The 26819-nt window shown below is 63.9% G+C and carries 23 protein-coding genes; 11 read left to right on the top strand and 12 right to left on the bottom strand.

The window, feature by feature from the left end; translation table 11 throughout:
- Positions 1–16: 16 nt before the first annotated feature.
- The 3 genes from ACPWR9_RS22440 to hemL form a co-directional block, all read right to left on the bottom strand.
- Complete coding sequence (locus tag ACPWR9_RS22440) at positions 17–973, bottom strand: TPM domain-containing protein (RefSeq protein ID WP_426300863.1); 957 nt, start codon at positions 971–973, stop codon at positions 17–19.
- A 10-nt stretch (positions 974–983) separates the two neighbouring features.
- A complete protein-coding gene (locus ACPWR9_RS22435; RefSeq protein WP_426301047.1) occupies positions 984–1613 on the bottom strand; it encodes a LemA family protein in 630 nt (209 codons plus the stop codon).
- Between the two features lie 74 nt (positions 1614–1687).
- Positions 1688–2992 carry a glutamate-1-semialdehyde 2,1-aminomutase gene (gene hemL, locus ACPWR9_RS22430; RefSeq protein ID WP_426300861.1) on the bottom strand — a complete coding sequence of 435 codons (1305 nt, stop codon included), beginning with the start codon at positions 2990–2992 and terminating at the stop codon, positions 1688–1690.
- A gap of 436 nt (positions 2993–3428) precedes the next feature.
- On the opposite strand from hemL, the gene rnk reads away from it, so the two are divergent.
- The gene (rnk, locus tag ACPWR9_RS22425; RefSeq protein WP_426300859.1) at positions 3429–3854 is read left to right on the top strand and encodes a nucleoside diphosphate kinase regulator; all 426 of its coding nucleotides are present in this window, start codon (positions 3429–3431) and stop codon (positions 3852–3854) included.
- 138 nt (positions 3855–3992) lie between these two features.
- On the opposite strand, the gene ACPWR9_RS22420 is transcribed toward rnk, so the two are convergent.
- On the bottom strand, positions 3993–4595 hold the full coding sequence (locus tag ACPWR9_RS22420; RefSeq protein ID WP_426300857.1) for a phosphatase PAP2 family protein: 603 nt from the start codon (positions 4593–4595) through the stop codon (positions 3993–3995).
- A gap of 590 nt (positions 4596–5185) precedes the next feature.
- On the opposite strand from ACPWR9_RS22420, the gene ACPWR9_RS22415 reads away from it, so the two are divergent.
- Both ACPWR9_RS22415 and mgtA read left to right on the top strand, forming a co-directional pair.
- Positions 5186–5365, top strand: coding sequence for a hypothetical protein (locus tag ACPWR9_RS22415; protein WP_426300855.1), 180 nt, complete (start codon positions 5186–5188; stop codon positions 5363–5365).
- Between the two features lie 112 nt (positions 5366–5477).
- Positions 5478–8219: a magnesium-translocating P-type ATPase gene (mgtA, locus tag ACPWR9_RS22410; protein ID WP_426300853.1), complete on the top strand. Its 2742-nt coding sequence runs from the start codon at positions 5478–5480 to the stop codon at positions 8217–8219.
- 115 nt (positions 8220–8334) lie between these two features.
- Here the strand turns inward: mgtA and ACPWR9_RS22405 are convergent, their stop codons facing one another.
- The 5 genes from ACPWR9_RS22405 to ACPWR9_RS22385 form a co-directional block, all read right to left on the bottom strand.
- The gene (locus ACPWR9_RS22405; protein WP_426300851.1) at positions 8335–8841 is read right to left on the bottom strand and encodes a hypothetical protein; all 507 of its coding nucleotides are present in this window, start codon (positions 8839–8841) and stop codon (positions 8335–8337) included.
- 84 nt (positions 8842–8925) lie between these two features.
- Positions 8926–9453 (bottom strand): hypothetical protein, encoded by a 528-nt coding sequence (locus tag ACPWR9_RS22400; RefSeq protein ID WP_426300849.1) that lies wholly within the window; start codon positions 9451–9453, stop codon positions 8926–8928.
- A 25-nt stretch (positions 9454–9478) separates the two neighbouring features.
- Positions 9479–10360: a 4-hydroxy-tetrahydrodipicolinate synthase gene (dapA, locus tag ACPWR9_RS22395; RefSeq protein ID WP_426300847.1), complete on the bottom strand. Its 882-nt coding sequence runs from the start codon at positions 10358–10360 to the stop codon at positions 9479–9481.
- A gap of 77 nt (positions 10361–10437) precedes the next feature.
- Complete coding sequence (locus tag ACPWR9_RS22390; RefSeq protein WP_426300845.1) at positions 10438–10782, bottom strand: hypothetical protein; 345 nt, start codon at positions 10780–10782, stop codon at positions 10438–10440.
- Between the two features lie 121 nt (positions 10783–10903).
- On the bottom strand, positions 10904–12325 hold the full coding sequence (locus ACPWR9_RS22385) for an aldehyde dehydrogenase family protein (RefSeq protein ID WP_426300843.1): 1422 nt from the start codon (positions 12323–12325) through the stop codon (positions 10904–10906).
- 100 nt (positions 12326–12425) lie between these two features.
- Here ACPWR9_RS22385 and ACPWR9_RS22380 point away from each other — a divergent pair, with 100 nt between their 5' ends.
- Complete coding sequence (locus tag ACPWR9_RS22380; RefSeq protein ID WP_426300841.1) at positions 12426–13415, top strand: LysR family transcriptional regulator; 990 nt, start codon at positions 12426–12428, stop codon at positions 13413–13415.
- Here the strand turns inward: ACPWR9_RS22380 and edd are convergent.
- Positions 13412–15259, bottom strand: coding sequence for a phosphogluconate dehydratase (gene edd, locus ACPWR9_RS22375; RefSeq protein ID WP_426300839.1), 1848 nt, complete (start codon positions 15257–15259; stop codon positions 13412–13414). The two genes, ACPWR9_RS22380 and edd, sit on opposite strands and share 4 nt — an antisense overlap.
- Positions 15260–15452: 193 nt before the next feature.
- On the opposite strand from edd, the gene zwf reads away from it, so the two are divergent.
- From zwf to ACPWR9_RS22340, 7 genes are all read left to right on the top strand, one after another.
- Positions 15453–16913 carry a glucose-6-phosphate dehydrogenase gene (gene zwf / locus ACPWR9_RS22370; RefSeq protein WP_426300837.1) on the top strand — a complete coding sequence of 487 codons (1461 nt, stop codon included), beginning with the start codon at positions 15453–15455 and terminating at the stop codon, positions 16911–16913.
- Positions 16914–16990: 77 nt separating this feature from the next.
- Positions 16991–17668, top strand: coding sequence for a 6-phosphogluconolactonase (gene pgl, locus ACPWR9_RS22365; protein ID WP_426300835.1), 678 nt, complete (start codon positions 16991–16993; stop codon positions 17666–17668).
- Positions 17646–19517, top strand: coding sequence for a bifunctional transcriptional regulator/glucokinase (locus ACPWR9_RS22360; protein ID WP_426300833.1), 1872 nt, complete (start codon positions 17646–17648; stop codon positions 19515–19517). Before pgl ends, ACPWR9_RS22360 begins: the two co-directional genes overlap by 23 nt.
- Before the next feature lie 109 nt (positions 19518–19626).
- A complete protein-coding gene (locus tag ACPWR9_RS22355) occupies positions 19627–20211 on the top strand; it encodes a MarR family winged helix-turn-helix transcriptional regulator (protein ID WP_426300831.1) in 585 nt (194 codons plus the stop codon).
- Positions 20212–20345: 134 nt separating this feature from the next.
- Positions 20346–20555 carry a dodecin gene (locus ACPWR9_RS22350; RefSeq protein ID WP_150681882.1) on the top strand — a complete coding sequence of 70 codons (210 nt, stop codon included), beginning with the start codon at positions 20346–20348 and terminating at the stop codon, positions 20553–20555.
- Between the two features lie 172 nt (positions 20556–20727).
- Entirely contained in the window at positions 20728–22227 is a 1500-nt protein-coding gene (locus tag ACPWR9_RS22345; RefSeq protein ID WP_426300829.1) for an AMP nucleosidase, read from the top strand.
- A gap of 244 nt (positions 22228–22471) precedes the next feature.
- The gene (locus ACPWR9_RS22340) at positions 22472–23797 is read left to right on the top strand and encodes a gluconate:H+ symporter (RefSeq protein ID WP_426301045.1); all 1326 of its coding nucleotides are present in this window, start codon (positions 22472–22474) and stop codon (positions 23795–23797) included.
- Between the two features lie 99 nt (positions 23798–23896).
- Here the strand turns inward: ACPWR9_RS22340 and ACPWR9_RS22335 are convergent, their stop codons facing one another.
- Positions 23897–25150, bottom strand: coding sequence for an Hsp70 family protein (locus ACPWR9_RS22335; protein WP_426301043.1), 1254 nt, complete (start codon positions 25148–25150; stop codon positions 23897–23899).
- A gap of 149 nt (positions 25151–25299) precedes the next feature.
- The gene (locus ACPWR9_RS22330; protein WP_426300827.1) at positions 25300–26688 is read right to left on the bottom strand and encodes an MFS transporter; all 1389 of its coding nucleotides are present in this window, start codon (positions 26686–26688) and stop codon (positions 25300–25302) included.
- Between the last annotated feature and the right edge of the window lie 131 nt (positions 26689–26819).

Genomic DNA, 26819 nt, shown 5'->3' with positions numbered 1-26819 from the left:
CGTGTGCCATCGCCGCTCACCAGTTCCCCGACGAGCCGCCGCCGTCGAATCCGCCGCCGCCTCCGCCGCCAAAACCACCACCGCCGCCGCCGCTGTCGCCGCCACCGCCGCGTCCCCAGCCACCGAGACCGCCAAGGCCGCCGCCGATGCCGCCACCCAAACCGCCGCCAAAGCCACCCGGACCGATGCGCCCGCGCTGACCGGTCAACACGCGTGAGCGCAGGTCGTTCGGATCATCCAAAGCACCGGGCAGGCCGGGGCCTTTGAAGCGCCGGCGGCTTTCCATGATCACCACCATCGCAATGATGAAGATGATGAACAGCAGCGGTGCAAAGTCGGACAAATCGGAATGCGGCGCGCGCGTCGACGGCAACTGCGGCGCAGGCAACGCTTCGTTGTTCATCGCCGCTTCGACGGCCGCGACACCCGCGGCGAGACCGCCGAAGAAGTCGCCGTTGCGAAAGTGCGGTGCCATCACGTCGCGCAGGATACGTCCCGAGATGGCGTCGGTGAGCGAGCCTTGCACACCGCGTCCGACTTCGATGCGCATTTTGCGCAAGTCGTTCGGATTGTTCTTCGCGATGAGCATGATCACGCCGTCGTCCACCCCCTTGCGACCGGCCTTCCAGGCATCCGCCACGCGAATGCTGTACTGGTCGATGGTCTCGGGGGCGGTGCTGGGCACCATCAGCACGAAGATCTGGCTGCCGCGCTGCTGTTCGTACTGTGCGAGCTGCGTCTCAAGGGCATTGCGCTGATCGGGCGTGAGGGTGCCCGTCAGGTCGGTCACGCGTGCGGTGAGCGCGGGCACCGCAACGAGCGACTCGGCGCCGGCCGGCAGCGCCAGCCAGCACAGACTGGCCAGCGCCAGCGCCCACAGCAGGTGCGCGAGGCCGCGCCCCGACCACAGTGAGACACCGCCGGTGCGCGAGCCCCACGGCAGCGAAGTACGACGCATCAGGACGTCAGCCATGACCCGATCCTCAGAACTTGACCGTCGGGGCTGTCGAAATCGCTTTCTCGTTCTCGACCGTGAAGTTGGGCTTCGGACCGTAGCCGAACATCTTTGCCGTCAGGTTGTTCGGGAACTGGCGCACGTAGACGTTGTAGTCCTGCACCGATTGAATGTAGCGATTGCGTGCCACCGTAATGCGGTTCTCGGTGCCTTCCAGTTGCGATTGCAGATCGCGGAAGAGGCCGTCGGCCTTCAGGTTCGGATAGTTTTCCGAGACCGCCATCAGGCGCGAGAGCGCACCGGAGAGTTCACCCTGTGCTTGCTGGAAGCGCTTGAATGCCTCCGGATCGTTGAGCGTTTCCGGCGTGACCGTGATGCTGGTCGCCTTGGCGCGGGCATTGATCACATCGGTGAGCGTGGTTTGCTCGTGCGTGGCGTAGCCCTTGACCGTATTCACCAGGTTCGGCACCAGATCGGCGCGGCGCTGATATTGGTTGACGACTTCGCTCCACGCGGCCTTGACGGCTTCGTCCTTGACCTGAATGTCGTTGTAACCGCAGGCGGACAGGAACGACGTGAGGAACGCCAGCGCCAGCCAGCGTGCGAACGTGCCGCGGCGGGCGGCGAACGTCTGACGGAACTTTGTCGGCAGCAGCATGAGCATGATGTGTGTCCTTGTTTTAAGCAGACGGAGTGAATCGTTATGGCGATGCAGCGGTGCTATCGGGCGAATCAGGCGATGGCCTTGAACGCGGCGCGGGCGGCGTCCAGCGTAGCTTCGAGCACCGTGTCGTCGTGCGTGGCCGAGACGAAGCCCGCTTCGAACGCGCTCGGGGCGAGATAGACGCCACGATCGAGCATCGCGTGGAAGAACTTGTTGAAGCGCGGCACGTCGGACGTGGTCACTTCGGCGAAGCTGGCGGGCACATTGGCTCGGAAGTACAGGCCGAACATACCGCCAACGCTGTCGCCCGAGAACGGCACACCGGCGTCTTGCGCGGCATCGACGAGACCGGCGACCAGCTTCGAGGTGCGCTTGGAGAGTTCTTCATAGAAGCCAGGCGCTTGAATCAGCTTGAGCGTGGCCAGTCCGGCGGCTACGGCGAGCGGGTTGCCCGAGAGCGTACCGGCTTGATACACGCCACCCAGCGGGGCGAGGTGCGCCATGATGTCGCGGCGTCCGCCGAAGGCTGCGGCGGGCATACCGCCGCCAATGACCTTGCCCAGACACGTCAGGTCGGCGGTGATGCCGTAAAGCGCTTGTGCGCCGCCCAGACCGACGCGGAAGCCGCACATCACTTCGTCGAAAATCAGCACGGCGCCGTGCGCGGTGCACAGCTCGCGCAGCGTTTGCAGGAAGTTGCGCGAGCCGCGCACGAGGTTCATGTTGCCGGCGACCGGCTCGACGATCACCGCGCCGATCTCGCCGCCTTGCTGCGCAAACAGTTCGCGCAGTTGTTCGACGTTGTTGTACTCCAGCACGAGCGTGTCGCGCGTGACTTCGATGGGCACACCGGCCGACGACGGGGCGTTGCGGGTCGAATCGGCAAAGGTCAGCAGGCCCGACCCGGCCTTGACCAGCAGGCTGTCGGCGTGGCCGTGATAGCAGCCTTCGAACTTGACGATCTTGTTGCGGCCCGTGAAGCCGCGTGCCAGACGCAGCGCGCTCATCGTGGCTTCGGTGCCCGAGGACACCAGACGCACCTGCTCGATGGACGGCACCAGACGGCAGATTTCTTCGGCCATCACGACTTCGGCTTCCGTCGGTGCGCCAAAGCTGAAGCCCTGCGCCATTGCGGTTTGCACGGCAGCGACGACTTCAGGGTGCAGATGGCCCACGATCATCGGGCCCCACGAGCCGATGTAATCGATGAAGCGCGTGCCTTCGGCGTCCCACATGTACGGACCTTGTGCGCGGGCGATGAAGCGCGGCGTGCCGCCGACCGAGCGGAAAGCGCGTACGGGTGAGTTCACGCCGCCCGGAATGGTTTGCTGGGCGCGTTCGAAAAGGGCGTCGTTGGTAGTGTGTGCGGACATGACTTCTGCTTTACCTGATGGGGCCGGCTTGGCGACGCGTGGCGGCGCACAGTGCGGTGCAGTGCAACGGGTACGTCTGGCGTCGGTTTGCCGGCATGGAAGATGAAGTTTACGGCGCGCCGATGACCGGCATTTGTCGCGCTGCGCAATGAATGGCGGGAGCCTTCAAGGGTGCGCTGGCAGGCGCCGGTCGGCGGCGTCGAATGCGTCGATTCTAGCGGATGCGGGGCCAATCAGGCCAATATGCCCGGTATACGGGGCCGGGAGGGGGGCCGGGAGGGCGCCGGGCGAGCGGTAATGCCACGGTGCCCGGATGCGCCCGATGCACGCGCTAGCCCGGCTGACAAGGGCTTCTCGTGGGGCGGGGCATCTGTTAGATTGAGGGCCACACTTTCAATGGCTTCAACCAACGTTAAGGAAAACAAGGCCCATCGACATGTCCACCGTCAATTCTCACCGTCCTCCGATCACTGTCTCGACACTCGACCTTGACCGCCTCGAAGCGCTCATGGCGCAGGCCCCGCGCGCGGCATTGCCGTATGTGGAGGCACTCGAAACAGAGCTCGCCCGGGCAAGCGTCGTCGAACCCGAGCAAATGCCGGCCGATGTCGCCACGATGAATTCGGTGTTGCGCTACCGCGATCTCGCCACGCAGCAGGAACATCGCGTGACGCTCGTGTATCCGCAGCATCTGGCGGCCACGCAAGGCGGTATTTCGGTATTGGCACCGGTTGGCAGCGCGCTGCTTGGCCTGCGTATCGGCGAGTCGATTCACTGGCAGGTGCCGGGCGGCCATTTGATCGAGCTCGAACTGCTCGGCATCGATTTCCAGCCTGAAGCCGCTGGCGAGTACCATCGCTAATTCATATCTCCGCAGCACCATTGGGAGATTCGGATCTCCCGAGTCTCCCAACCTTCTCCGCGCAGCACCTCAGCAGTTTTCCCGTAGTCACTCGCAATTCCCCGCAAAGCCCCCACGATTGTTCAGAAGCTTTAGGGCTCAACGACGCAGCCAGCCGCGTGCAATCGGCCACGCCAGCAAACGCCGGTAAATCCCTTCGAAGATCGCCGCCACGATGCGGCTCGTCTCGCGGGCACTCGCCGTGCGCATGATGAGCGCGACCACAATCGAGACGCAGAACCCGCCGAGCATGTCGACCGGCCAGTGCACGCCGAGATAGACGCGCGCCCAGCACACCGGCAGCGCGCACAGCAGCAACAGCTTGCCAAGCCCGCGCGGCGAACGCGCAGCGGTGCCCATCAGCACGAAGGCCGAGGTGAACATGATCGACGCGTGGTTGCTCGGGAACGCACTCGTGGGGGCATGGGCGAGCAGGTTGGTGCCCAGACCCACAACGAACGGCCGCGGTTCGAACCATGCCAACCCGATCACGAAGTTGATCAGCAGCACAAGCCCGACACCCAACAGACCGTGCACTGCGCCTTCGCGATCGCGTCCGCCCGCCAGCCAAAGGATGACGAGACCGGCTGGCAGCAGCAGGATCAGGTATTTGGCAAGGAAGATGGCGAGGGCCAGTTCGCCGTCGCTGACGTTCGGCGCGGCATTGATGGCCAGGAAGAGGGCGCGATTGAGTTGTTCCATTAGGCGTCGAGGGGCGAGAAGTCCGCACCGGTCGCCCGAGGCAATGCGCTGGCCAAACGGGGTGCCGGCGCATCGACGGCCGCCGGCAGGCGGTTTATGACGAAAGCATGACAGCGATTCTGGACGAACCGCCGCGTCGAGGAAAGTGACTTTTGTCATCATTTTGTAACACGTTGATTTCTCACTTTTCTTTCGACGCTCTCGGGGGTAAAATCGCGCCGTCATAGCTCTCAGGAGATCCCTCCGTGGACAGTTGTTCTAGTGGTAGTTGCCGGTCGACGCAGGTCGACACCATCACCGCGAGTTAGTCCCCGGGTATCTTCCCGCCGCTGACTCGCATTTGTCGGGTTGGCGCGCACCTCTGACGTACGTTTCGATTGTCTTGCTCATTGCCGTTTTGCCGTTGTGGCGAAGCCGGGCAGGGCAAGTGCGAAGCTGACCGTCGTTCGTAGCACGCTCCCTTATTAGTTTTACGTCTGCCGTTCGGGCTGTCCTTTGCCCCGCAACGCCGGTTCGTTCGTGTTCGCGCAAGCCCACGAGCCGACCGCGTGTGCCGGGCCGGGTGGTGCCGCGCGGCCGGGAGATTCATCGTGTTCCGTTACTCCATGACCCTTCGCGGAGGCAATCCGCAAGCCCTGATGCTGCCCACCGAGTGCCTGCATCACTATCACGTCGACCATCAGGCGCAAATCGACGCGCAAGCCCCGCACGGCTCGCGTCTGCGCCAGTGGTGGCGTGCCGTGACACGCAAGGCCACGCCGTTGCGCTAAGCCGGGGGCGTTTTATCGCGCGTATTCCTGCGCAACCCACCAAAACTAGCCTGCGGGCGCTGGCCGGTCGAACGAGACCGGGTGGCGCCCGTGCCCCTTCAGGATGTATCCGATGCAACAAACCCTCACGCTCAGCGAGCGTCTGATTACGGTGCTCGGCGCGCGCCTCGGCCTGCGCTTTTTCCGCCGTCGCGACATGCTCGAAACCCTCGACGCGCCAGCCCACGGCCACGAGGCACCACCCGGTCTTGCCGACGCGGCGCGCGTGGCCGGCCCCGACCTGCTCGCGCGCCTGCACACCACCCGCGAGGGACTCTCCGACGACGAAGCCGCGACCGTTCGCGCGCATGTCGGCACCAATGAAGTCGAGCACGAAAAGCCGCTGCCCTGGTGGCTGCATCTCTTCCACTGCTACCGCAATCCGTTCAACCTGCTGCTCTCGATTCTGGCGGCGGTGTCGTATGCGACCGACGACACCGAGGGAACGATCATCATCGCGTCGATGGTGATCATTTCCACGGTGTTGCGATTCGTGCAGGAAGCGCGCTCGAACAAAGCGGCCGAGAAACTCAAGGCGATGGTGAGCACCACCGCCACGGTGCTGCGCCGCGAATTCGATATCAACGGCGACGCTGCGGCCCGCCAAGGCGCACGTGCCGCGCGCATGGGTCGCGAAATTCCGCTGGCCGAACTCGTGCCCGGCGACATCGTGTTGCTCGCGGCAGGCGACATGATTCCGGCCGACGTGCGCATTCTGGCCGCGAAAGATCTCTTTATCTCGCAGTCGGCGCTCACCGGTGAGGCGTTGCCCGTCGAGAAGTTCGCCCACGTGTGTGACGAAGGCGGCAGCAATCCGCTCGCTTACGACAATCTCGCGTTTATGGGCACGAACGTCGTCAGCGGCTCCGCCACCGCCGTCGTCGTCGCGACCGGCGCTCGTACGTTCTTCGGCTCGCTGGCGCAGCGCGTCACGGCGCAACAGCGCACCGTCACGTCGTTCCAGCAGGGCGTGAACCGGGTGTCGTGGGTGCTCATCCGCTTCATGCTGGTGATGACGCCCATCGTGTTGCTGATCAACGGCTTCACCAAGCACAACTGGCTCGAGGCGTCGCTCTTCGCGCTGTCGGTGGCCGTGGGCCTCACGCCCGAGATGCTGCCGATGATCGTGACGGCTACGCTTGCGAAGGGCGCCGTCGTGCTCTCGCGCAAGAAGGTGATCGTCAAGCGGCTCGACGCCATTCAGAATTTCGGCGCGATGGACGTGTTGTGCACGGACAAGACCGGCACGCTCACGCAGGACAAAATTTGTCTGGAGCGTCACACCGACGTGTGGGGCCACGCCTCGGAAGACGTGCTCGAGTACGCCTACCTGAACAGCTTCTATCAAACGGGCCTGAAGAACCTGCTCGACGTGGCGGTGCTCGATCACGGCGAATTGCACCAACGGCTCGACGTGGTGAACCGTTATCGCAAGATCGACGAAATTCCGTTCGACTTCCAGCGCCGTCGCATGTCGGTGGTGGTCAGCGAGAACGGCGAGCATCACGAGTTGATCTGCAAGGGCGCGGTCGAGGAAGTGATGGCCGTGTGCGACCGCGTGCAGCATGGCGCGAATGTCGAGCCGCTCACGCCCGACGTGCTGGCCCGCTTGCGCCGCGTCACCGCTGATCTGAACGCCGAAGGTCTGCGCGTCGTGGCCGTGGCAACGCGTCACCTGCCGCCCGTGCAGGAAAGCTATGGCATTGCCGACGAGCGCGAACTCGTGCTGGTCGGTTACATCGCGTTTCTAGATCCGCCCAAAGAATCGACGGCGCCCGCCCTCAAGGCGCTGGCCGCGTCGGGTGTTGCCGTCAAAGTGCTGACCGGCGACAACGACCTCGTGACCGCCAAGGTATGCCGTGAAGTCGGCCTCAAGGTCGACGGCTGCGTGCTCGGCGACGAGATCGAAAACATGAGCGACGACGAACTGGCCAAGACCGTCGAGCGCGCCAACGTGTTCGCGAAGCTCACCCCGGCGCATAAGGAGCGGTTGGTGCGCATGCTGCGCGCCAATGGGCACGTCGTGGGCTTCATGGGCGACGGCATCAACGACGCCCCGGCCCTGCGCGCGGCCGACATCGGTATTTCGGTGGATACCGCGGTCGATATCGCCAAGGAAGCTGCCGATCTGATCCTGCTGGAAAAGAGCCTGATGGTGCTGGAGCAGGGCGTGATCGAAGGACGCCGAACGTTCGCGAACATGCTCAAGTACATCAAGATGACGGCCAGCTCGAACTTCGGCAATGTCTTCTCGGTGCTGATCGCCAGCGCGTTTCTGCCGTTCCTGCCGATGTTGCCGCTGCAACTGCTCACGCAGAACCTGCTCTACGACCTGTCGCAGACGACCATTCCGTTCGACAACGTCGACCCCGAGCAGCTCACGCAACCGCAGCGCTGGAACCCGGCCGATTTGTCGCGCTTCATGATCTTCTTCGGCCCGATCAGCTCGATTTTCGACGTGCTGACATTCGTCGCGTTGTGGCATCTGTTCGGTGCCAATAGCGCAGAGCATCAAACGCTGTTCCAGTCGGGCTGGTTTGTCGAAGGGCTGCTCTCGCAGACGCTGATCGTTCACTTGATTCGCACGCGCCGCATCCCGTTCGTGCAAAGCCGTGCCGCGTGGCCGTTGTTGATGATGACCGGCGCCGTGATGCTTATCGGTCTGATGCTGCCGATGTCGCCGTTCGCCGACACGTTCAAGATGCAGGCGCTGCCGCTTGCGTACTTCCCGCTGCTCGCCGCGATTCTGCTCGCCTACGCGGTGCTTACGCAGATGATGAAGGGAATGTTCGCGCGGCGCTTCGGCTGGCAGTAGGCCGCATCAGTGCGGAGTCAATCAGCGCGGCGTGACTCACCGCAATGCAAATGCCCGGCGCGACAAACCATCGCGACCGGGCATTTTTCATACGTTAGCGAAGCTGACGTCGAGATCAGTAATCGTCCACCCAGCGTCCCGCCACGCGATCGAAGTGCTGCTTTCGACCCGCAAACACATCGCGGTCGTCGTCCAACTCTAGCGTGACATCGAGGGCACCGTCGTTATCGCGCTTGGCGCTGCCGAGCGGGTCGTTGCAGCACAGCCAGAGCGAAACGTCCGACGGCATGCCGTCGACGCGAAACGACTTGTGCTTGCCGATCAGAAACGGCTCGCCGGTCTCGCCGAAGCGGCCGATCAACTGGCCCATCAGCGCATCGGAACCGTGATACGGATACTCGTCGTCACCCGCCACCTTGTGCAGATACGTCGCGCCGGAGTTCGGGGTGCGTCCGTCGGCGTCACGTCGGCCGAACTTACGGTCGTCGGTGCGGGTGCACCATTCGCCCGAGGCTCGCAAAATCACTTTCGGGGCCGACTGTGCGCCGATGCGATACCCCGTGTCCTGCCAGCCTTCAGTGGCCGATACCTTCACACGCTTGTTAATGCGATCTGTCGTCATGACACGCTCCATCGTTGACGGGGGGCCAAAAATGGAATGCGGCGCAATGCGGGGCTATGTTGACTCGTGCTACGCAGCTTGCGGCTAATGCGAGTGTAGACGCGCGACTTCAGCGGGTGAAGCAAAGTGACCGAGACCTGACTCCAAACGGCGCGTGGATGACATCTCGATGCCGAGTTCGGCATACACCTCGTCGAGCGCTTCGCGCGGGCCGATGAGGAGCGCCGTGGTTTGCCCATCGGCATCGGCGACCAGACTCACGAGTGTTTGCCCCTGACACGTCTCGCGTGCGCTGACAAAGCGCGCCGCCGTTAGCGCGGCGAGGGTAGCAAAGCGCTCCGCCTGCACTAGCCCGGTGATGAGAAACATCGGCTGTGCAGCGCCGGTAGCGCGGGGCGCGAGGCGGATATTCGTGCCGTCGCTGTGCGCACCGAGGGCGGCGAGCAGCTTGTCGCGGCCCTGCGCCCCGAGCACGCAGTAGTCGCCGTGCACCCAGCGCGAGATCGTGTTGCCGGTAATGCCGGTGGCATAGGCCAGCCGCGCGAGCGTGGTACCCGAGAGCTTGATGAGCAGGCGCGCGACGGTGCGGTGGCGTTGTTCGATGTCATCCATAGCGAGTGTCCTCAGATCAGGGCGGTCAGAACGCCATCGTCACTTCGAGCTGAGCGTCGATGTCTTTGCGCAGGGCGGCGCTGCACGGCATGAGTGGGCGGCGCACTGTCGGCGCGCAAAGTCCAAGCGAAGCCAGCGCGGCTTTGATCGCCACCGGGTTCGGTTCCGCGAACAGGCGCCGGATCAGCGGCTTCATGCCGTTGAACAGCGTGTTGGCGTGCGCCATGTCGCCTTCGCGCACATAACGGAACAACTTCAGATACAGATCGGGTCGGATATGCGCGGCAGCGGAGATGCCACCGGAAGCGCCCGCTTGCAGCGCAGCGAGCCACTGCATGTCGTCGCCGCACATCACGCGCATGGTGGTTTGCGAGGGCAGATGGACGAGTGGATGCGCGTCGCATTCCTTGATGCAGGGGAACGACTCGTGTGCCGCTAGCTCGCGAATGGTGTCCACACCCAGCGTGACGCCGGTGCGCAGCGGCACGTTGTACAGCACGATCGGCTTGCGCGTGCCTGCGGCCAGCGTGCGGTAGTGCCAGAGAATGCCCTCTTGCGAAGGACGCAGATAGTAGGGCGGCGGCACCAGATAACCGGCGAGCGGCAGGTCGTCGAGATGACGAATCTGGCGTGCGGCGTTGGCGGTGTCGGCGGCACCCACACCGGCGAGCACCGGCGTGTGGCCGTTGGCGTGATGACATGCGGTCTCGGCGAGCCAGCGGCGCTCGTCGTCGGTGAGCAGTGTGCCTTCACCAGTGGTGCCTGCGACGACCAATCCGTTCACACCGGCAGCAAGGTAGTAGTCGACCAAACGGCCAAAGCCGTCGTAGTCGATGGTGGCGCCGTTGGCACCGGTCATGGGGGTGACGAGCGGAATCCACACCCCTTCGAAGATGGCAGTGTTCATAACGAGAGAGTCAGTAACGACGGCCCGCTTTCCATTGGGTACGACGGGCGTTTAAGTCCGGATGTGGCCGAGGGCGATCAGACGGCCGGGCGCAAGCGAAGCGCGCCGAATTCAGCTTCGGGCAGCGACTGCATCACGACGTGCATGGCATGCGAGGCTTCAACGCGGGGCAGGGCGATCGACACGACGGCGGCGGTATCGCGCCGGATCGGGCGAATCGTCTCGACGCGCCACGGCAGCGGCAGACTCATCGCGAGCGTGACGGCCAGCGTGGAGACGGCGGCGCGGCTCAGCGTGATATCGAGCGTGGCGTCGAGGCGCGCACGCGGGGTGTGGCGGTTGCGCTGGCGAGCGGCAGGTACCGCAGGTGCGAGATAAGCACCGGGAGGTTCAAGACTGGCGCGTTGAGCGAGCGTAGGCATGGCAGCGTGTCGGCGAGCGACTAAAGTGACAACGAGGCCAGTCTAGGGATGGGGAGATAAAAATGGCGTCAAGATTCTTGACGCCATCAAAGGGGGGCTGCGCGCAGGCGCTTTTACGCTTTTACTGTGCGCTGAGGAACGCTTGCGGTTCGAGAAACGCCTCTAATCCGTAGGTGCCGTATTCGCGGCCAATACCCGACTGCTTGAAGCCGCCAAACGGTGCGGCAGGCTCATGGTTGAGTGTGTTGACCATCACGCGACCCGCTTCGATCCGCGCAGCGACTTCGCGTGCGCGGGCGTTGTCCGCGCCAAACACATACGCCTGCAAGCCGTAGAGCGTGTCGTTGGCGATGGCAATTGCGTCTTCGATATCGCGATAGGCAATGATCGACAGCACCGGGCCGAAGATTTCTTCGCGAGCGATGCGCATGTCGTTCGTCACGTCGCTAAATACCGTGGGTCGCACGAACCACCCGGCGTCGATGCCCTCCGGTCGCCCTTCACCGCCAGCGATCAAACGGGCGCCTTCATCGATACCCACGCGAATGTAGCCCTGCACGCGCTCCCATTGCTTGCGGTTCACCATCGGACCGACGGTGGAGTTCGGATCGTGCGGGTCGCCCGCTTGCGTGCGTGCGGCTTCTTCCGCCACGCGGGCTTCGAATTCTGCGAGCCGGTGCTGCGCTACGAGAATGCGCGTGCCTGCAATGCAAGCTTGCCCGCTGTTCATGAAGCCTGCGCCGAGCGCCATCGGCACCACTTCGTCGAAGTTCGCATCATCGAGCACGATGAACGGGGACTTGCCGCCGAGCTCAAGCGTCACGCGTTTCAACGTGTCGGCGGCTGAACGCAAAATGGTTTTACCGACAGCGGTAGATCCCGTGAACGAAATCTTCGCGATATCGGGGTGGCTGCTGATCTCCGCGCCGACCGTTTCACCACGGCCCGTGACGATGTTGAAAACACCGCGTGGCAGGTCGGCCGCGTGCAATGCCTCGGTCACGATACGTGTCTGAATCGCACTCAATTCGCTGGGTTTGAGGACTGCCGTGCAGCCCGCCGACAACGCTGCGGCGAGCTTGCCGCAGATGAAGCCCGCATCGCTGTTCCACGGGGTGATAAGTCCGGCAACGCCGAGCGGTTGCATCACGACTTCGGCAGTCCCCGCCGTACGCGTGAACGAGTAGTTCTCCAGCACCTTGGCGGCTTGGAGCAGCACATCGCTTGCGTGCTTCGCCATCCATCCGGCGCGCGAGATCGGCGCGCCGTATTCTTCGACGATGGCATCGAAGAGATCGCTCTCACGCGCCAACACAGCGGCATGCATGCGTTTGAGCATATCGATGCGCTCGCGCTTGCTGGTGCGCGAGAACGCCGGAAATGCGCGTTTTGCGGCGGCAATGGCGTCGCGTGCGTCTTGTGCGTCGGCGAGGCGTACACGGCCGATCACTTGTTCGGTGGACGGATTGATGAGGTCGAAGGGTTCATCGCCGTGCGGGGTGACGAAGGCGCCGTCGATATAAATCTTGTCGATGATTTGCATGACTGCTCTCGGTGTGGGGGGATGACGATTCATCATAGGCGCGGCGCATTGTGTTGAGTAGCCGTACAATCTGGCACGTCACGTTGAGAGATTTAGGACAATGAAAACCTCCGGTCTGAGCGAACTCGAAGCGGTCCTGGCGGTGGCGCGTCATCGCAATTTCCGCGCGGCGGCGAACGAGATGGGCGTCTCGACGTCGGCCCTGAGTCATGCCGTGGCGGGGCTGGAGGCGCGCATCGGCGTGCGGCTCTTTAATCGCACAACGCGCAGCGTGTCGCTCTCGGCGGCGGGTGCGCAGTTCGTCGACAGCGTGGCGCCCGCGCTGTCCACCATTCGTGTGGCCATTGAACAGGCAGGCAGCTTTCGCGACACGGTGTCGGGCGTGCTGCGGATCAATACATCGGCGGGTGCGGCGCGCGTGGTGATGCCGATTTTTCTCGAATTCCTGTGTCGATATCCGGAAATGAAGCTCGATATCGTCACCGAGGGAAAGATGATCGATATCGTGGCGGGCGGGTTCGATGCGGGCATCCGGCTCACGGAGGCGGTGCCGCAAGACATGGTGGCCGTGCCCTTCGGTGGTTCGCTACGCTTCGCTGTCGTCGGAAGCCCGGACTACTTCACGCGTCACAAGCCGCCCCGCGCCCCGTCCGATCTGCTGGCCCACCCGTGCATCCGCATGCGGATGCCGAGCGGCGTAATTTATCACTGGGAATTCGAGCGTCACGGGGAGGCCGTGCGCGTCGACGTGGATGGGGTGCTCACGCTCGATGAACCCGACCTGATGCTGCAAGCGGCGCGCGCGGGGCTAGGGTTGGCGTATTTGACCGAATGGAATGTCGAGGCCGATCTGCAAGCGGGCACGCTGGTGCGCGTGCTTGAACCGTGGACGCCGCCGCTCGATGGCGTGAGTTTGTACTATCCGAGCCGTCGTCATGCGCCCGCAGGCTTGCGAGCGCTCATCGAAATGATCCGCGAGCAGGCGGCGGTGGAGCGGCAACGCGGTGCGCAGAAGGCACGGCCCGCCGCCACCGCCAAGCCTCGTCGAGTGCCTCGCAGTACGCGCAAAACACTCGACAAGCACGATTAGGACCCCGCCGGATAATCGGCGTCGTTGAACAGCACGCAGGCACCATGAGGCGCAGCGCCTACGTTGTTGCGGAACAAGCCGAAGACGTTACGCCAAGGGTCGAACGCGCGTTGCGGCACCGGTTCGGGCGTGCGTGCCGCCAGCGTCGCGTCGTCGACTTCCACGTGCAGCACGTTGTTTTCGCAGTCGATCGAGATGATGTCGCCGTCTTGCACGCGTGCAAGCATGCCGCCTTGCTCGGCTTCGGGCGACAGATGGATGGCCGCTGGCACCTTGCCCGACGCGCCTGACATGCGTCCGTCGGTGACCAGTGCCACGCGATGGCCTTCATCCTGCAAAAGACCCAGCATCGGCATGAGCTTATGCAACTCCGGCATGCCGTTCGCGCGCGGGCCTTGAAAGCGGACCACGACGACAACGTCGCGCGTGAGTTCGCCCGCCTTGAACGCGGCCTGCGCCGACTCCTGATCGGGAAACACACGGGCGGGGGCGCGCACGTTCTGATGCTCCGGTTTGACAGCGGACGACTTGATCACCGCGCGGCCGAGATTGCCCGCGAGCATGCGCAAACCACCTTCGGTCGCAAACGGTCGCGAGGCCGGGCGCACGATGTTTTCATCGAGGCTTTGCGCCGGGGCATCCTGCCAAGAGAGCACGTCGTCGCGCAGCGTCGCCTCTTGCGTGTAGGCGCGCAAGCCGTGACCCATCACGGTCGTCACGTCGTTGTGCAAGAACCCGGCGTCGAGCAATTCCCGAATCAGGAAGTTCAGCCCACCGGCCGCGTGAAACTGATTCACGTCGGCCTTGCCGTTCGGATACACGTGTGCGAGCAACGGTGTGACGTCGGAGAGTTCAGCGAAGTCTTGCCAGTCGAGCAAAATGCCGCCCGCATGGGCCATGGCGACGAGGTGCAGTGTGTGATTGGTCGAGCCGCCGGTGGCAAGCAAGCCGACGACGCCGTTGATGAAGGCTCGCTCATCGAGAATATGCGAGGTATTGATGCCGGACTTGGCCAGCGCCACTGCGCGTGCCGTGGCCGCCTGCGTGAGCGCGTGGCGCAGCGGCGTATGCGGATTCACGAACGACGCGCCCGGCAAATGCAGTCCCATGAACTCCATGAGCATCTGATTGCTGTTGGCCGTGCCGTAGAACGTGCAGGTGCCTTCCGTGTGATACGCCGCAAGTTCGCTGTCGAGCAGCGCAGCACGGTTCACGCGACCGGCCGCAAATTCCTGACGAATACGCGACTTCTCGTCGTTCGGCAGCCCCGAGGGCATCGGACCGGCGGGGGCAAACACCGCGGGTAAATGACCGAACGCCTGCGCGCCGATCACCAAGCCCGGCACGATCTTGTCGCACACGCCAAGGAACATCGCCGCGTCGAACATCTGGTGCGAGAGCGCGACGATAGCGGCCATGGCGATCACGTCGCGCGAAAACAGCGACAACTCCATCCCTGCGTAGCCTTGCGTCACGCCGTCGCACATCGCGGGCACGCCGCCTGCGACTTGAGCGCTCGCGCCGTGCGCGCGCGCGGCTGACTTGATCACATCCGGAAATTCGACGAACGGCGCGTGCGCCGAGAGCATGTCGTTGTAGGCGGTGACGATGCCGATGTTGGGCGAGCGCTCGCTACGGATTTTCAGACGATCGTCGGCAGGGGCGGCCGCCAGTGCGTGGGCCAGATTTGCGCAGCCGAGCGACTCACGCCCGGGCTGGCCCTTGGTGGCGCGCTCGACACCTTCTAGATAAGCCTGCCGAGACTTTCGGCTGCGTTCGATGAGGCGCTCAGTCACGCGCTTGACCACCGGATGCAACGACACATTGTGCGAAGACTGGGACATGGTGATTCCGGGAGGTTGTGGGCGGGTGGCTTTGTAGTCAAAGCACGAGTTTTTGTTGAATTGCAGTGTAGTTAAACTACAATGCAGTGTCAAAGTCGCGCTTTCCCAGTGACGTCCGAAATCGCCTGCAACGCCGGAAACCTAAGTGGCGCGGGTGATTTCACGTTCCGACCGCACGGAGTCCACGCTCTCCATGACCACGCCTTCACCCTATACCTTTGTTTTGTTCGGCGCCACCGGCGATTTGTCGCTACGCAAGGTGCTGCCCGCCCTGTTTCGCGCGTTCTGTACCGGCGAGTTAGACGACGTCGGCAATATCCTGGCCGTCGCCCGCAGCCCGATGGACGCGCAGGCGTATCACGCGTGGTGCGAGCAACACGTGCGCGCGCATATCGGGGCCGATGTCTGGGACGAGGCGCAATGGAAGCGCTTTCTCGCCACCATCGACTACATGCCCCTCGATCTGGGACGCAAAGCCGAGTTCGACACGCTGGCCGAACGGCTGGCCAAACGCGAGGGTGTGCGCATTTTCTATCTGGCGACCGGGCCGTCGCTGTTCATTCCGATTTGCGAAGGCTTGCACAGCGCGAAGCTCAACGAGAATGGCCGCATCGTGCTCGAGAAGCCGCTCGGCCATGATCTCGCGTCGTCAGTCGCGATCAACGATGCCGTCGGCGCGATCTTCCGTGAAGACCAGATTTATCGTATCGATCACTACCTCGGGAAAGAGGCGGTGCAGAACCTGCTCGCGTTGCGCTTCGGCAATGCGATTTTCGAGCCGATGTGGCGTCGCGATCTGATCGAAAGCATTCAGATCACCATTGCCGAGGAACTGGGCGTGGAGGGACGGGGCGAGTTCTACGAGCAGACGGGCGCGTTGCGCGACATGGTGCAGAACCACTTGCTGCAATTGCTCGCCATCGTCGCGATGGAGCCGCCATTTGCCATGGACGCCGACGCCGTGCGCGACGAGAAGCTGCGCGTGTTGCGCTCGCTGCGTGCGCTCGACGACGACACCGTGGCGCGCAATGTGGTGCGAGGGCAGTACGGCGCGGGGGCCATCGGCAAGACGGCCGTCCCGGCCTACACCGACGAGCCGGGTGTGCCGTCGGACAGCCAGACCGAAACCTTCGTCGCGCTCAAGGTCGAGATCGACAATTGGCGCTGGGCGGGCGTGCCGTTCTTCCTGCGCACCGGTAAGCGGCTGGGCGAGCGCGTCGCGGAGATCGTGGTGAACTATCGCGCCACGCCGTATCCGCTGTTGGGCGAAGCGACGGCGCATGCGGGCGCTAACCGTCTCGTCATTCGCTTGCAGCCGAACGAATCGATGCGCCTCTACTGTCTGGCGAAGCAGCCGGGCGAGGGTATGAATCTGCAATCGGTGCATTTGGATCTGGCGTTCGACCAGTTCTTCAAGGGGCACCGCATGGACGCGTACGAGCGTTTGTTGCTCGATGTCATTCACGGACGACTTGCGCTGTTCGTGCGGCGCGACGAGCAGGAGCAGGCGTGGCGTTGGGTGGCACCGATTCAGGCGTACTGGGCGCGTCAGCACAAGGGGCCAAAGCGTTATGCCGCCGGTACGTGGGGGCCGCCCGCCGCGAGCGCACTGCTCGCGCAATACGGCACTTGCTGGGTGGAAGAGGACAACTGAGCGAGGACAACACGGCGCGGGCGTTGCCAGGCAGCGAGCTTGGCCGACCGGCGCCCAAGCGCAAGGAGACACACAACATGATCCACTGGCGGACATATCCGACCCGCGAAGCGCAGGCCCATGCGTTGGCCAACGCCGTTGTGGCCGGGTTGGACGAAGCGCTGACGATTCGCCCACGCGCGCTGCTCGCGCTGTCGGGCGGCACGAGCCCCAAGCCGTTTCTCGCGCAACTCGCGCGCCTGCCTGTGGCATGGCGCGACATCAACATCACCCTCGTCGACGATCGCTGGCTTCCTGATGCGCATGCCGACAGCAACGCCCGGTTGATCGGCGAAACGTTGCTGCCGGGCGCCAAGGGCGCGCAGTGGCTGCCGCTAGTCGATACGACCGCCGACGCCGAGCTGCAAGTGCGCACGCTCAACGACACTTGGACGCATGGTGTGCCACAAGTCTGCGTGCTTGGCATGGGCGAAGACGGTCACACGGCATCGCTCTTCGCGGACGCGCCACAGTGGCACGAGGCCATCACGACGCAAGAAAAGTTTGTGCTCGTGCAGCCGCAGCATGCCCCTTACACCCGCGTGTCGTGGTCGCTATCGGCGCTGGCTGCGAGCGAGCGGCTGCTGTTGCAGATTCAGGGCAAGGCCAAGCGCGCTGTTCTCGAAGCCGCACAGGCGCAGCCGCAGGACAACGCCATCTCCCGACTGATTCACCGTGAAGGAGTGAAGATCGATGTCTTCTGGAGTGAGGAATAACCCCCCGCACGTGAGCGGCCCGCGGCTGCTCGCCGACATTGGCGGTACCAATGCGCGGTTCGCACTCGAAATCGCGCCGGGCGATCTCGTTGAAATTCGTGACTATGCTTGCGACGACTATGCCGGTGTGCCGGAAGTCATTCGTGCCTATCTCGATGAAGCCGATCACGCTGAACCTGTACGCCATGCGGCGATCGCGATTGCCAATCCGATCGAGGGCGACGAGATCCAGATGACCAATCGAGACTGGCACTTCTCGATCGAAGCCACGCGTCGTGCGCTGCGGTTCGAGACGTTGCTCGTTGTGAACGACTTCACCGCGTTGGCGATGGCGTTGCCGTATCTGACGGAAGCGCAGAAGCATCAGGTCGGCGGCGGCGAGCCTCGACCGAACGGCGTGCTCGGCCTGCTTGGCCCGGGCACCGGCGTGGGCGTGTCGGGGTTGATTCCCGCCGGCGATCGATGGATTGCGCTAGGCAGCGAAGGGGGGCACACCACGTTTTCCCCGGCGGATGAGCGCGAGGTCGACGTGTTGCGCTATGCGTGGCAGCACTTCGAACATGTCTCGTTCGAGCGTTTGGTCGCTGGCCCCGGGATGGCGCTGGTTTATCAAGCGTTGGCCCTGCGGGCGAAACAACGTGTCGAAGCGCTCGAAACCCCGGATATCGTGAAACTCGCGCAGGACGGCGACGCCCTTGCGCGCGAGACGGTCGATTGCTTCTGCGCCATGCTCGGCACGTTGGCTGGCAATGTCGCCGTGTCGCTGGGCGCAGTCGGCGGCGTGTATCTGGGCGGCGGTGTGATTCCCAAGCTCGGCAAGCTGTTCGAGGACTCGCCGTTCCGGGCGCGGTTTGAGGCCAAGGGGCGCTTCGAGGCCTATCTGAAGAAGATTCCGACGTTCGTCATTACCGCCGATCACCCTGCATTTCTCGGCACGTCGGCGATTCTTACCGAACAGTTAGGCACCCACGCGACAGGCGCGGGCGCGTTGATCGACCGTTTGCACCGCCTGCGCGACCGTCTGAGTCCGGCGGAGCAACGCGTTGCAGAGCTCACGCTCAAGCAGCCGCGTGCGCTGCTCGCCGAGCCGGTGTCGGAGATCGCGCGTCTGGCGCGTGTCAGTCAGCCGACCGTCATCCGGTTCTGCCGCAAGCTGGGTTGTCAGGGGTTGTCGGATTTCAAACTCAAGTTAGCGGGTGCGCTCACGGGCACGCTGCCGGTGCGTCACGGGCAAGTGCACGTGGGCGATACCGCAGCCGAGTTCAGCGCCAAGGTGCTCGACAACACGGTTTCGTCGATTCTGCAACTGCGCGAGCATCTCGACGCGAAAACCGTCGAGGCGGCGGTGTCGCTGCTCGACGGGGCACGTCGTATCGAGTTCTATGGATTGGGCAACTCAGGCGTGATTGCGCAAGACGCCCATTACAAGTTCTTCCGCTTCGGCATGCCGACGATTGCCTATGGCGACCCGTATCTGTTGCAGGCGTCGGCAGGCTTGCTCAGCGAGGGCGACGTGGTGGTGGCGATCTCGGCATCGGGGCGCTCGACTGACCTGAACCGTGCCGTGGATATTGCGATCGGACGCGGTGCGAAGGTCATCGCCCTGACATCGCGCAATTCGCCCCTCGCGCGCAAGGCCACGTTGGTGCTGCCGAACGATCATGTCGAGACGATGGGCGCGCACGTGACGATGATCGCGCGTATTTTGCATCTGGCGGCGATCGATGTGCTGGCGGTGGGCGTGGCGATCCGGCGTGCAGGCCCGGGGGCGCAGACGGCTGGGGAAGGGGCGCTTGACTGGCTCGGCCACGGCAGCGGGCAGGACGGCCCGAACGAGGCTGCCGCGTAATGTGCTGGTGGCGCCGGTGTCGGCGGGCGGTGTCAGCCAAGGAGTCCGACGTAATTGTTTGGTCGCTTGATAAACGTAAACATGTTTATCATAATGCGGCTCTATGAAAATGACCGATTCCGCCCAACGTTTCGGCTTTCTCGTCGCAGACGTTCAACGTCTGTACGGGCGCCGCTTCGAGCAGTTTGCCCAGCGCACACTGCCGATGACGCGCGCGCAGTGTCGCCTGCTGGTCTATCTCGCCGACAATCGCGGCGTGAGCCAGACCGTGTTGGCCGATATTCTCGAAGTCCCACCGCAGAGCCTGGCGCGCTCGCTTGAGCGCATGGAAGAGGCCGGTTGGGTGCGCCGCCGCCCCGATGCGCGCGACCCGCGCCTGAATCGTCTATACGTCACGCGAGCGGCGGTCGAGCAACTGACCGTGGCGCGTGCGCTCTCCGACGAAGTGCGCAACGAAGCGCTGAGCGGGCTGACCGCGTTCGAGACCGTGCAACTGATGCAGCTACTGCAAAAGGTGCGCCGCAATCTTTCTAGCGTGGTGCCTAAGCCGCTCGACACGGTCGTACCGGCGGCGCTGCGCGGACCCGATGCGCTGGGCAATCCGCATGACGCTGCGCACGACGCGCACGCTGAGCGCATCGACGACGAAGGCGACGGCGACGACAGCGCCGTCGTAGATTCCCCGCGGTCCTGACGCAAGACCCTCCCCACAGTGTTGTCGGACAAGCCCGACTTGTCGCGCGCAGGGCATGCGCGTAGGGTGAGACGTTCCTGACGGTTTATGACGTTTTGTGACGTTTTACTCCAACAACCTCTTGGGAGGCAGTCATGACGCAGCATGTCTATAAGCAGATCGAACTCACCGGCTCGTCCACGAAGTCTATCGACGACGCTGTCAAAGGGGCCATCGAGCGTGCGAGCAAGACCTTGCGCAATCTGAACTGGTTCGAAATCACGGAGACGCGCGGGCATATCGAAGACGGCAAGGTCGCGCACTGGCAGGTGACGCTCAAGGTCGGCATGCGTCTGGAGGACTGACGCCGGTTGCGGGAAAGGCGTTCGCGGTGGGCGGGAATCGGGACGGAATCGGGATGAAATCGAGACCGAATCACCGCCAAATCGGCGCAAAACGCCGTGCCGCGAGCGTCATACAGTCGTGTCACAATAGGCGCATACTCGACATCATGAAAAAGACAGAAGAGGTTTGCGCATGTCCGAACAAGAACCGGTCCACGCCACCCGATCGATCTCTGACCCGGTGGAAGCGGTCGCCTACCTGAAGACGATCTACGACGCCAACACCGCTTATCTGCGTGCGGCATTCGAGCGATTTTCCACTGAGAAGGAATCGGCGCGCCGTGTAAGCGCGCACTATCCTTTCATCCGCATCACCACCGAAGACATCACCCAGCTCGACAAGCGCCTGTCTTACGGCTTCGTGTCGGGCCCGGGCAGCTATCAGACGACAGTCACGCGTCCCGATCTCTTCGAGAGCTACTACATCGAACAGTTGCGTCGCCTTGCCCATAACCATGGGGTGGCATTCGAGGTGGGCGTGTCCGACGAGCCGATTCCGGTGCACTTCGCCTATCGAGACGGCGTGTATCTGGAAGGCGATCTCGACCAGTCGCACCTGCGCGCCATGCGCACCGTGTTCGACGTGCCCGATCTCGCGACCATGGACGACAGTATCGTCAACGGCACGCGCGATCCGCTGCCCGACGAAATTCTGCCGCTCGCGTTGTTCACCGCGCCGCGCGTCGACTACTCGCTGCACCGACTGCGTCACTACACGGCGACGTCGCCCGAGAACTTCCAGAATTACGTGTTGTTCACCAACTACCAGTTCTACATCGACGAGTTCGTCGAGCTGGGCCGCGAGTTGATGAGCGCGACCGACGACCCGGCGCTGCGCGAGTACCGCAGCCAGTACCTAGCGTTTGTCGAGCCGGGCAATGTGATTCATTGGAACCAGAACATCGCGGTGCGCGAGTCGGAGGGCACGCCGCCGCCGCGGCTGCCGCAAATGCCTGCGTATCACCTCGTGCGCGCGGACAACACCGGTATCACGATGGTGAACATCGGCGTCGGCCCGTCCAACGCCAAGACCATCACCGATCACATTGCCGTGCTGCGCCCGCATGCGTGGGTGATGCTAGGCCATTGCGCGGGCTTGCGTAATTCGCAGCGGCTCGGCGACTACTGCCTGGCGCACGGCTATGTGCGTGAAGACCATGTACTCGACGATGATCTGCCGCTGTGGGTGCCGGTGCCGCCTCTGGCCGAAGTGCAGGTGGCGCTTGAGCGTGCCGTGGCCGACGTGACGCAACTGGACGATTTCGAACTCAAACGCGTGATGCGCACGGGCACGGTGGTGACCGTCGATAACCGTAACTGGGAGCTGCGCGATCACCGCGAGCCGGTGCAGCGAATGAGCCAGAGCCGCGCGATTGCGCTCGATATGGAAAGCGCGACCATTGCCGCGAACGGTTTCCGCTTCCGTGTGCCGTACGGCACGCTGCTCTGCGTGAGCGACAAGCCGTTGCACGGCGAGTTGAAGTTGCCGGGCATGGCTGACCGGTTCTATCGCGAGCGGGTCGATCAGCACTTGAAGATCGGCGTGAAGGCCATGGAGTTGCTGCGCGATAACGGTCTGGACCGTCTGCACAGCCGCAAACTCCGCAGTTTCAACGAAGTCGCGTTCCAGTAACGCACTCGGCGGCGGCGATGTTTCGACACCTGAAACTTGCCGCCGCACCCCGCCTGCCCCGTGTCACGGGGCGTTGCGCCCCTTGCGTGCAAGCGGCCGCCACGAGTAGCACAATGCCTGCGCACACCGGTTCGATGCCGCCTCCCCGCGTGCGTCGCGCCGGTGTTTTTGTTTCTCGTCATCAAGGATCATCGTGGAGCTAGTCAACCACGTCGTGCCCTGGGCAGCGCACGACACGCGTCTAATGCTGTCCTGCCTCGTCGGCCTCGTCGCCATCATTCTTTTCATCAGCGCGCTCAAACTCTCGCCGTTCCTGTCGATTCTGCTCGGCACGTTCATCGCGGGGCTAGGCGCAGGCTTGCCGCTCGATGCCGTCGCAAGTGCCTTTAGCAAGGGCGCGGGCGGCATTCTGGGCGATGCGGGCATGATCATCGCGCTGGGTGCCATGCTCGGTGCGCTCATGGCGGATACCGGCGCGGCCGATCGTATCGTGACCGTATTGCTGACCTTCGCCAAAGGCCGCGCATTGCCGTGGATGATGGCGGTGGTGGCGATGATCATCGGCTTGCCGTTGTTCTTCGAAGTGGGTCTCGTGATGATGGTGCCGATCATTTTCGTGATGGCACGCCGCGCGAACACGCCGATTCTGCGCGTGGCCATCCCGGCACTCGCGGGCATGACCACGTTGCACGCGCTGGTGCCGCCGCATCCGGGGCCGCTGATCGCCGTGTCGGCACTGCATGCTGACCTTGGCATGACGATGGGGTTGGGGCTGCTGATTGCGATTCCGGCGGTGATTCTGGCCGGTCCGCTGTACGGCATGTGGCTGGCGCCGCGTTTGCATGTGGAGGCGCCGCAGCAACTGGGCGATCTCTTTACGAAGCGTGATGACGATTTCGCGCCGCCGCCGTTTGCCGCAGCGCTGTTGGTGATCTTGCTGCCCGTAGTGCTGATGCTGGGCCGCACGCTGGCGAAGGTGGCGCTCACGCCTGAGACGCCGATCTTCGAAGCGCTCGACTTCCTTGGTGAGCCGATCATCGCGCTGGCGTTGACGGTCGTGGTGGCGATTGTTGTGCTGGGCTGGGGCCGTGGTTTGCCGCGTGCCCGCGTCGGCGAAACGTTGCGTCGCGCGTTGCCGCCGATTGCGGGGCTGTTGCTGACGATTGGCGCTGGCGGTGGTCTGAAGCAAGCGTTGGTGACGGCAGGTATTGCGACGACCATCGGCAAGGTGGCCGTCGGCACGCACATGCCGCTGATTCTGCTGGCATGGCTGATTGCGGTGGCGTTGCGTCAGGCGACGGGATCTGCAACGGTCGCAACGACCACAACCGCTGGCATCGTCGCACCGCTGGTGATGCATCTGCCGCCGGTGCAGGGCTCGCTGATCGCGCTGGCGATTGGGGCAGGGTCGGTGTTCTTCTGCCACGTCAACGACGCGGGTTTCTGGATGGTGCGCGAGTACTTCGGCCTGAAGCTCAAGGAGACGCTGTGGGTTTGGTCGGTGTTGCAGACCATCGTCTCCGTCGTGGGGCTGGTGATGACGCTACTGCTTTGGCAGATTTTGGTGTGATGTTTGCGCCCGCGTCCCCCTGACGCGGCGAGCAATAAAAAAGCGCGCTGACCGTGAGGTCGCGCGCTTTTCTTTATTGCCGTGTCGCTACTGGATGGCTTACGAAAACACCCGCTTCGCGTGAATGCCGAGCCCAAGCGCCACGCTGGCGAGGCGGTCGCCGAAGACGGGCGTCGCATTGGGGAAGGCCGCGCACATCGCGCTGGACAGGCAGCGCAAGCCCGTCGAGCCGCCCGTGAAGTACAGCGCATCGACGTCTTCGGCACGCAGCCCCGCGAGCGACGCCGTATGCACCGCGCCTGCCGTGATGCTGGCGATCTCGTCGCTCACAGCATCGACCAGCCCGGTTTCCGAGAACGCCACGCCGAGTTCACGCTCGATGACCGCGAGGTCGATGCGGGTGTCGCCGCCAGCAGCTACCGCAATCTTCGCGTCTTCCGCATGCCCGACCAGTGCGTGGCCGAGGCGTTGCTCCACCGTGCGCATCAGGCGGCGATGGTGCGCCGGGTCCGCGTACAAATGAGCGGTAAGCGCCAGTTCACCGGCGCGCTTCGGCGTGTAGACCGTATTGATCAGGTGCCACGTGGCCAGATCGAAGTAAATGCGGTTGGGCACTTCCTTGCCGTCCGGGCCGAGCGCTTTGTAGCCGAGCTCGCGCAGAATCGTCGCGAGCTCGATACGGCGGTCGAAGTCCGTCCCGGCAATGTGCACGCCGTGGTGGGCGAGCACATCGTCTTTACGTTCGAGATGGCGGGCGCGATCCGGGCCGACGCGCACGAGCGAAAAGTCCGACGTACCGCCGCCGATGTCCACGACGAGCACTTGCTGCTCTTCGGTGAGCCGGGACTCGTAATCGAAAGCGGCAGCAATCGGTTCGAACTGGAAATGGACGTCTTGGAAGCCCACATCGCGAGCGCTTTGTTCGAGCGAGCGTTGCGCGGCAGCGTCCGCTTTCGGATCATCGTCGACGAAGAACACCGGGCGGCCCATCACCACTTGGCGCAGGTCGCTGCCGTCGGATTTGACGGCGTGCGTGCGCAGGTGGCGTAGGAACGTGCCGATGATGTCGATATAGCGCATCGCCGAGCCGTTGCCGAGATCGGTGGTGCTTTCGATGAGGGAGGAGCCGAGCAGGCTTTTGAGCGAGCGCATCAGGCGCCCGTCGTAACCGTCGATGTAGTCCGCGACGGCCTGGCGGCCGAACGTGGCGCGGCCACCTTCGTCGGCGTTGAAGAACACGGCCGTCGGCAGTGTGCCGTAGCCGGCTTCGAGCTCGACCAGGCGCATGGCGGCACCGTCGCGGACAGCGACGGCTGAATTCGAAGTGCCGAAATCGATGGCGCAGAAACTCATGGTATTGCGGCTCATGCAGGCGAGCCGTAAAAGGTCGGCAGTGTAGCACGGCCGGGCGGCCGGCCAAATTTAGTGTCCCAAGATATCCACAGGCGGCCCTTTACGACCCGTTGCGCCCCCTTACGACCCTTTGCTGCTCCTGACGCCGATTACCCATGCGATGCCTTGGCAGGCGGCTGCGCGGCGGGCAGCGTGCGCAGGCTGCTGACCACGGCGGCCACGGCCGCAAACACCGCCGCGACATACAGCGACGCACGCGTGCCGTAACCCTGCGGTGCCACGCTGAAGATAAGCGCGACAAGGGCTGCCCCCGTCGTTTGCCCGGTGAGCCGTGCGGTGCCCAGCATGCCGCTGGCGCCGCCGCTGCGATGGGCGGGGGCGGCGGTGAGCATCGCATAGTTGTTAGGCGACTGGAACAGCCCGAAGCCGAAGCCGCACAGCGCCATGCGCCAGACGATGTCCCACGACTGGGGTTGCGCGGGCAGCATGGCCAAGGCGAGCAAACCGAGCGCGAATGCCGTCATGCCGATCGCACCGAGCAGGCCGGGCTTGTAGTGCTCGAGCAGGCGTCCGGCGAGCGGGGCGACCACGGCGATGGTCAGCGGCCACGCCGTCATCAGCAGGCCGGTCTGCACGTGGTCGAAACCCAGCGAATCTTGCAAATAGAAGGGCAGTGCGACGTACGCGAGCATTTGTGCGCAGAACGACGCCATCGACGTGCAGATCGATAGGCCGAAAATCGGAATGCGCAACAAGTCGACGGGCAGCAGCGGCACCGGCTGTGTGCGCTGACGCCGCACGAAGATCGTGCCGATGATGACCGCGGCGACAAGCTCGACGGCAACGAGCCAGCGTTCCTGTCCGTGGCCGAACGAGTCGATGCCCGAGATCAGTAGCCCGAAGGTGAGGGCGCTGAGCAGCGCGCCGGTCCAGTCGAAGGCGTGCGAGGCGCGGATGCTGTCGGGCAGCGAGCGCATGGCGATGGCCAGCGCGATGATGCCGAGCGGCACGTTGATGGCAAAGAGCCACGGCCAGTGCGCGATGGAGAGGATACCGGCGGCGAGCGTCGGCCCGGCCGCGGACGAGACCGCGACGATCAGCGAATTGAGGGCAACGCCGCGTCCGAACCACGCGCGCGGGTAAATCATCTTCACGAGTGCGCTGTTCACGCTCATGATGCCGGCCGCGCCGAAGCCCTGGGCGACGCGCGCGAGCGTGAGCGTCACGAGCGAATCGGAGAGTGCGCAGGCGAGCGATGCCAGCGTGAACAGTGCTAATCCAACCGTATAGACGCGCCGGTAGCCGACGATTTCACCGAGCGCGGCGAGTGGCAGCAGCGAAATGGTGATGGCGAGTTGGTACGCGTTGACGATCCAGATCGAGGTGGCGGGGCTGGCGTTGAGATCGCGCGCGATGGTCGGCAGGGCGACGTTGGCGATGGCGCTGTCGAGCACCGACAGCGAAATGGCGAGCATGACGGTCGCGATGGCCCAGACCCGGGCGGGCATGGGCATGCCGTCGGCATAGTTTTCTGACATGAGAGCAGCGAGGGGCGAGACGGCCGTCGCGTCGGGTGAAGCGGGCGACGCGCCCGGCGAAAGCGCCATCGTGCCCGAAATTGGGTAGTAGGGCGTCGATCACCCGGAGAGCCTTATAGGCAAAGGGGTGT

Source organism: Pandoraea pneumonica (assembly GCF_049918595.1).
GTDB lineage: Bacteria > Pseudomonadota > Gammaproteobacteria > Burkholderiales > Burkholderiaceae > Pandoraea > Pandoraea pneumonica_A.
This window is presented reverse-complemented; position numbering and strand designations above follow the sequence as displayed.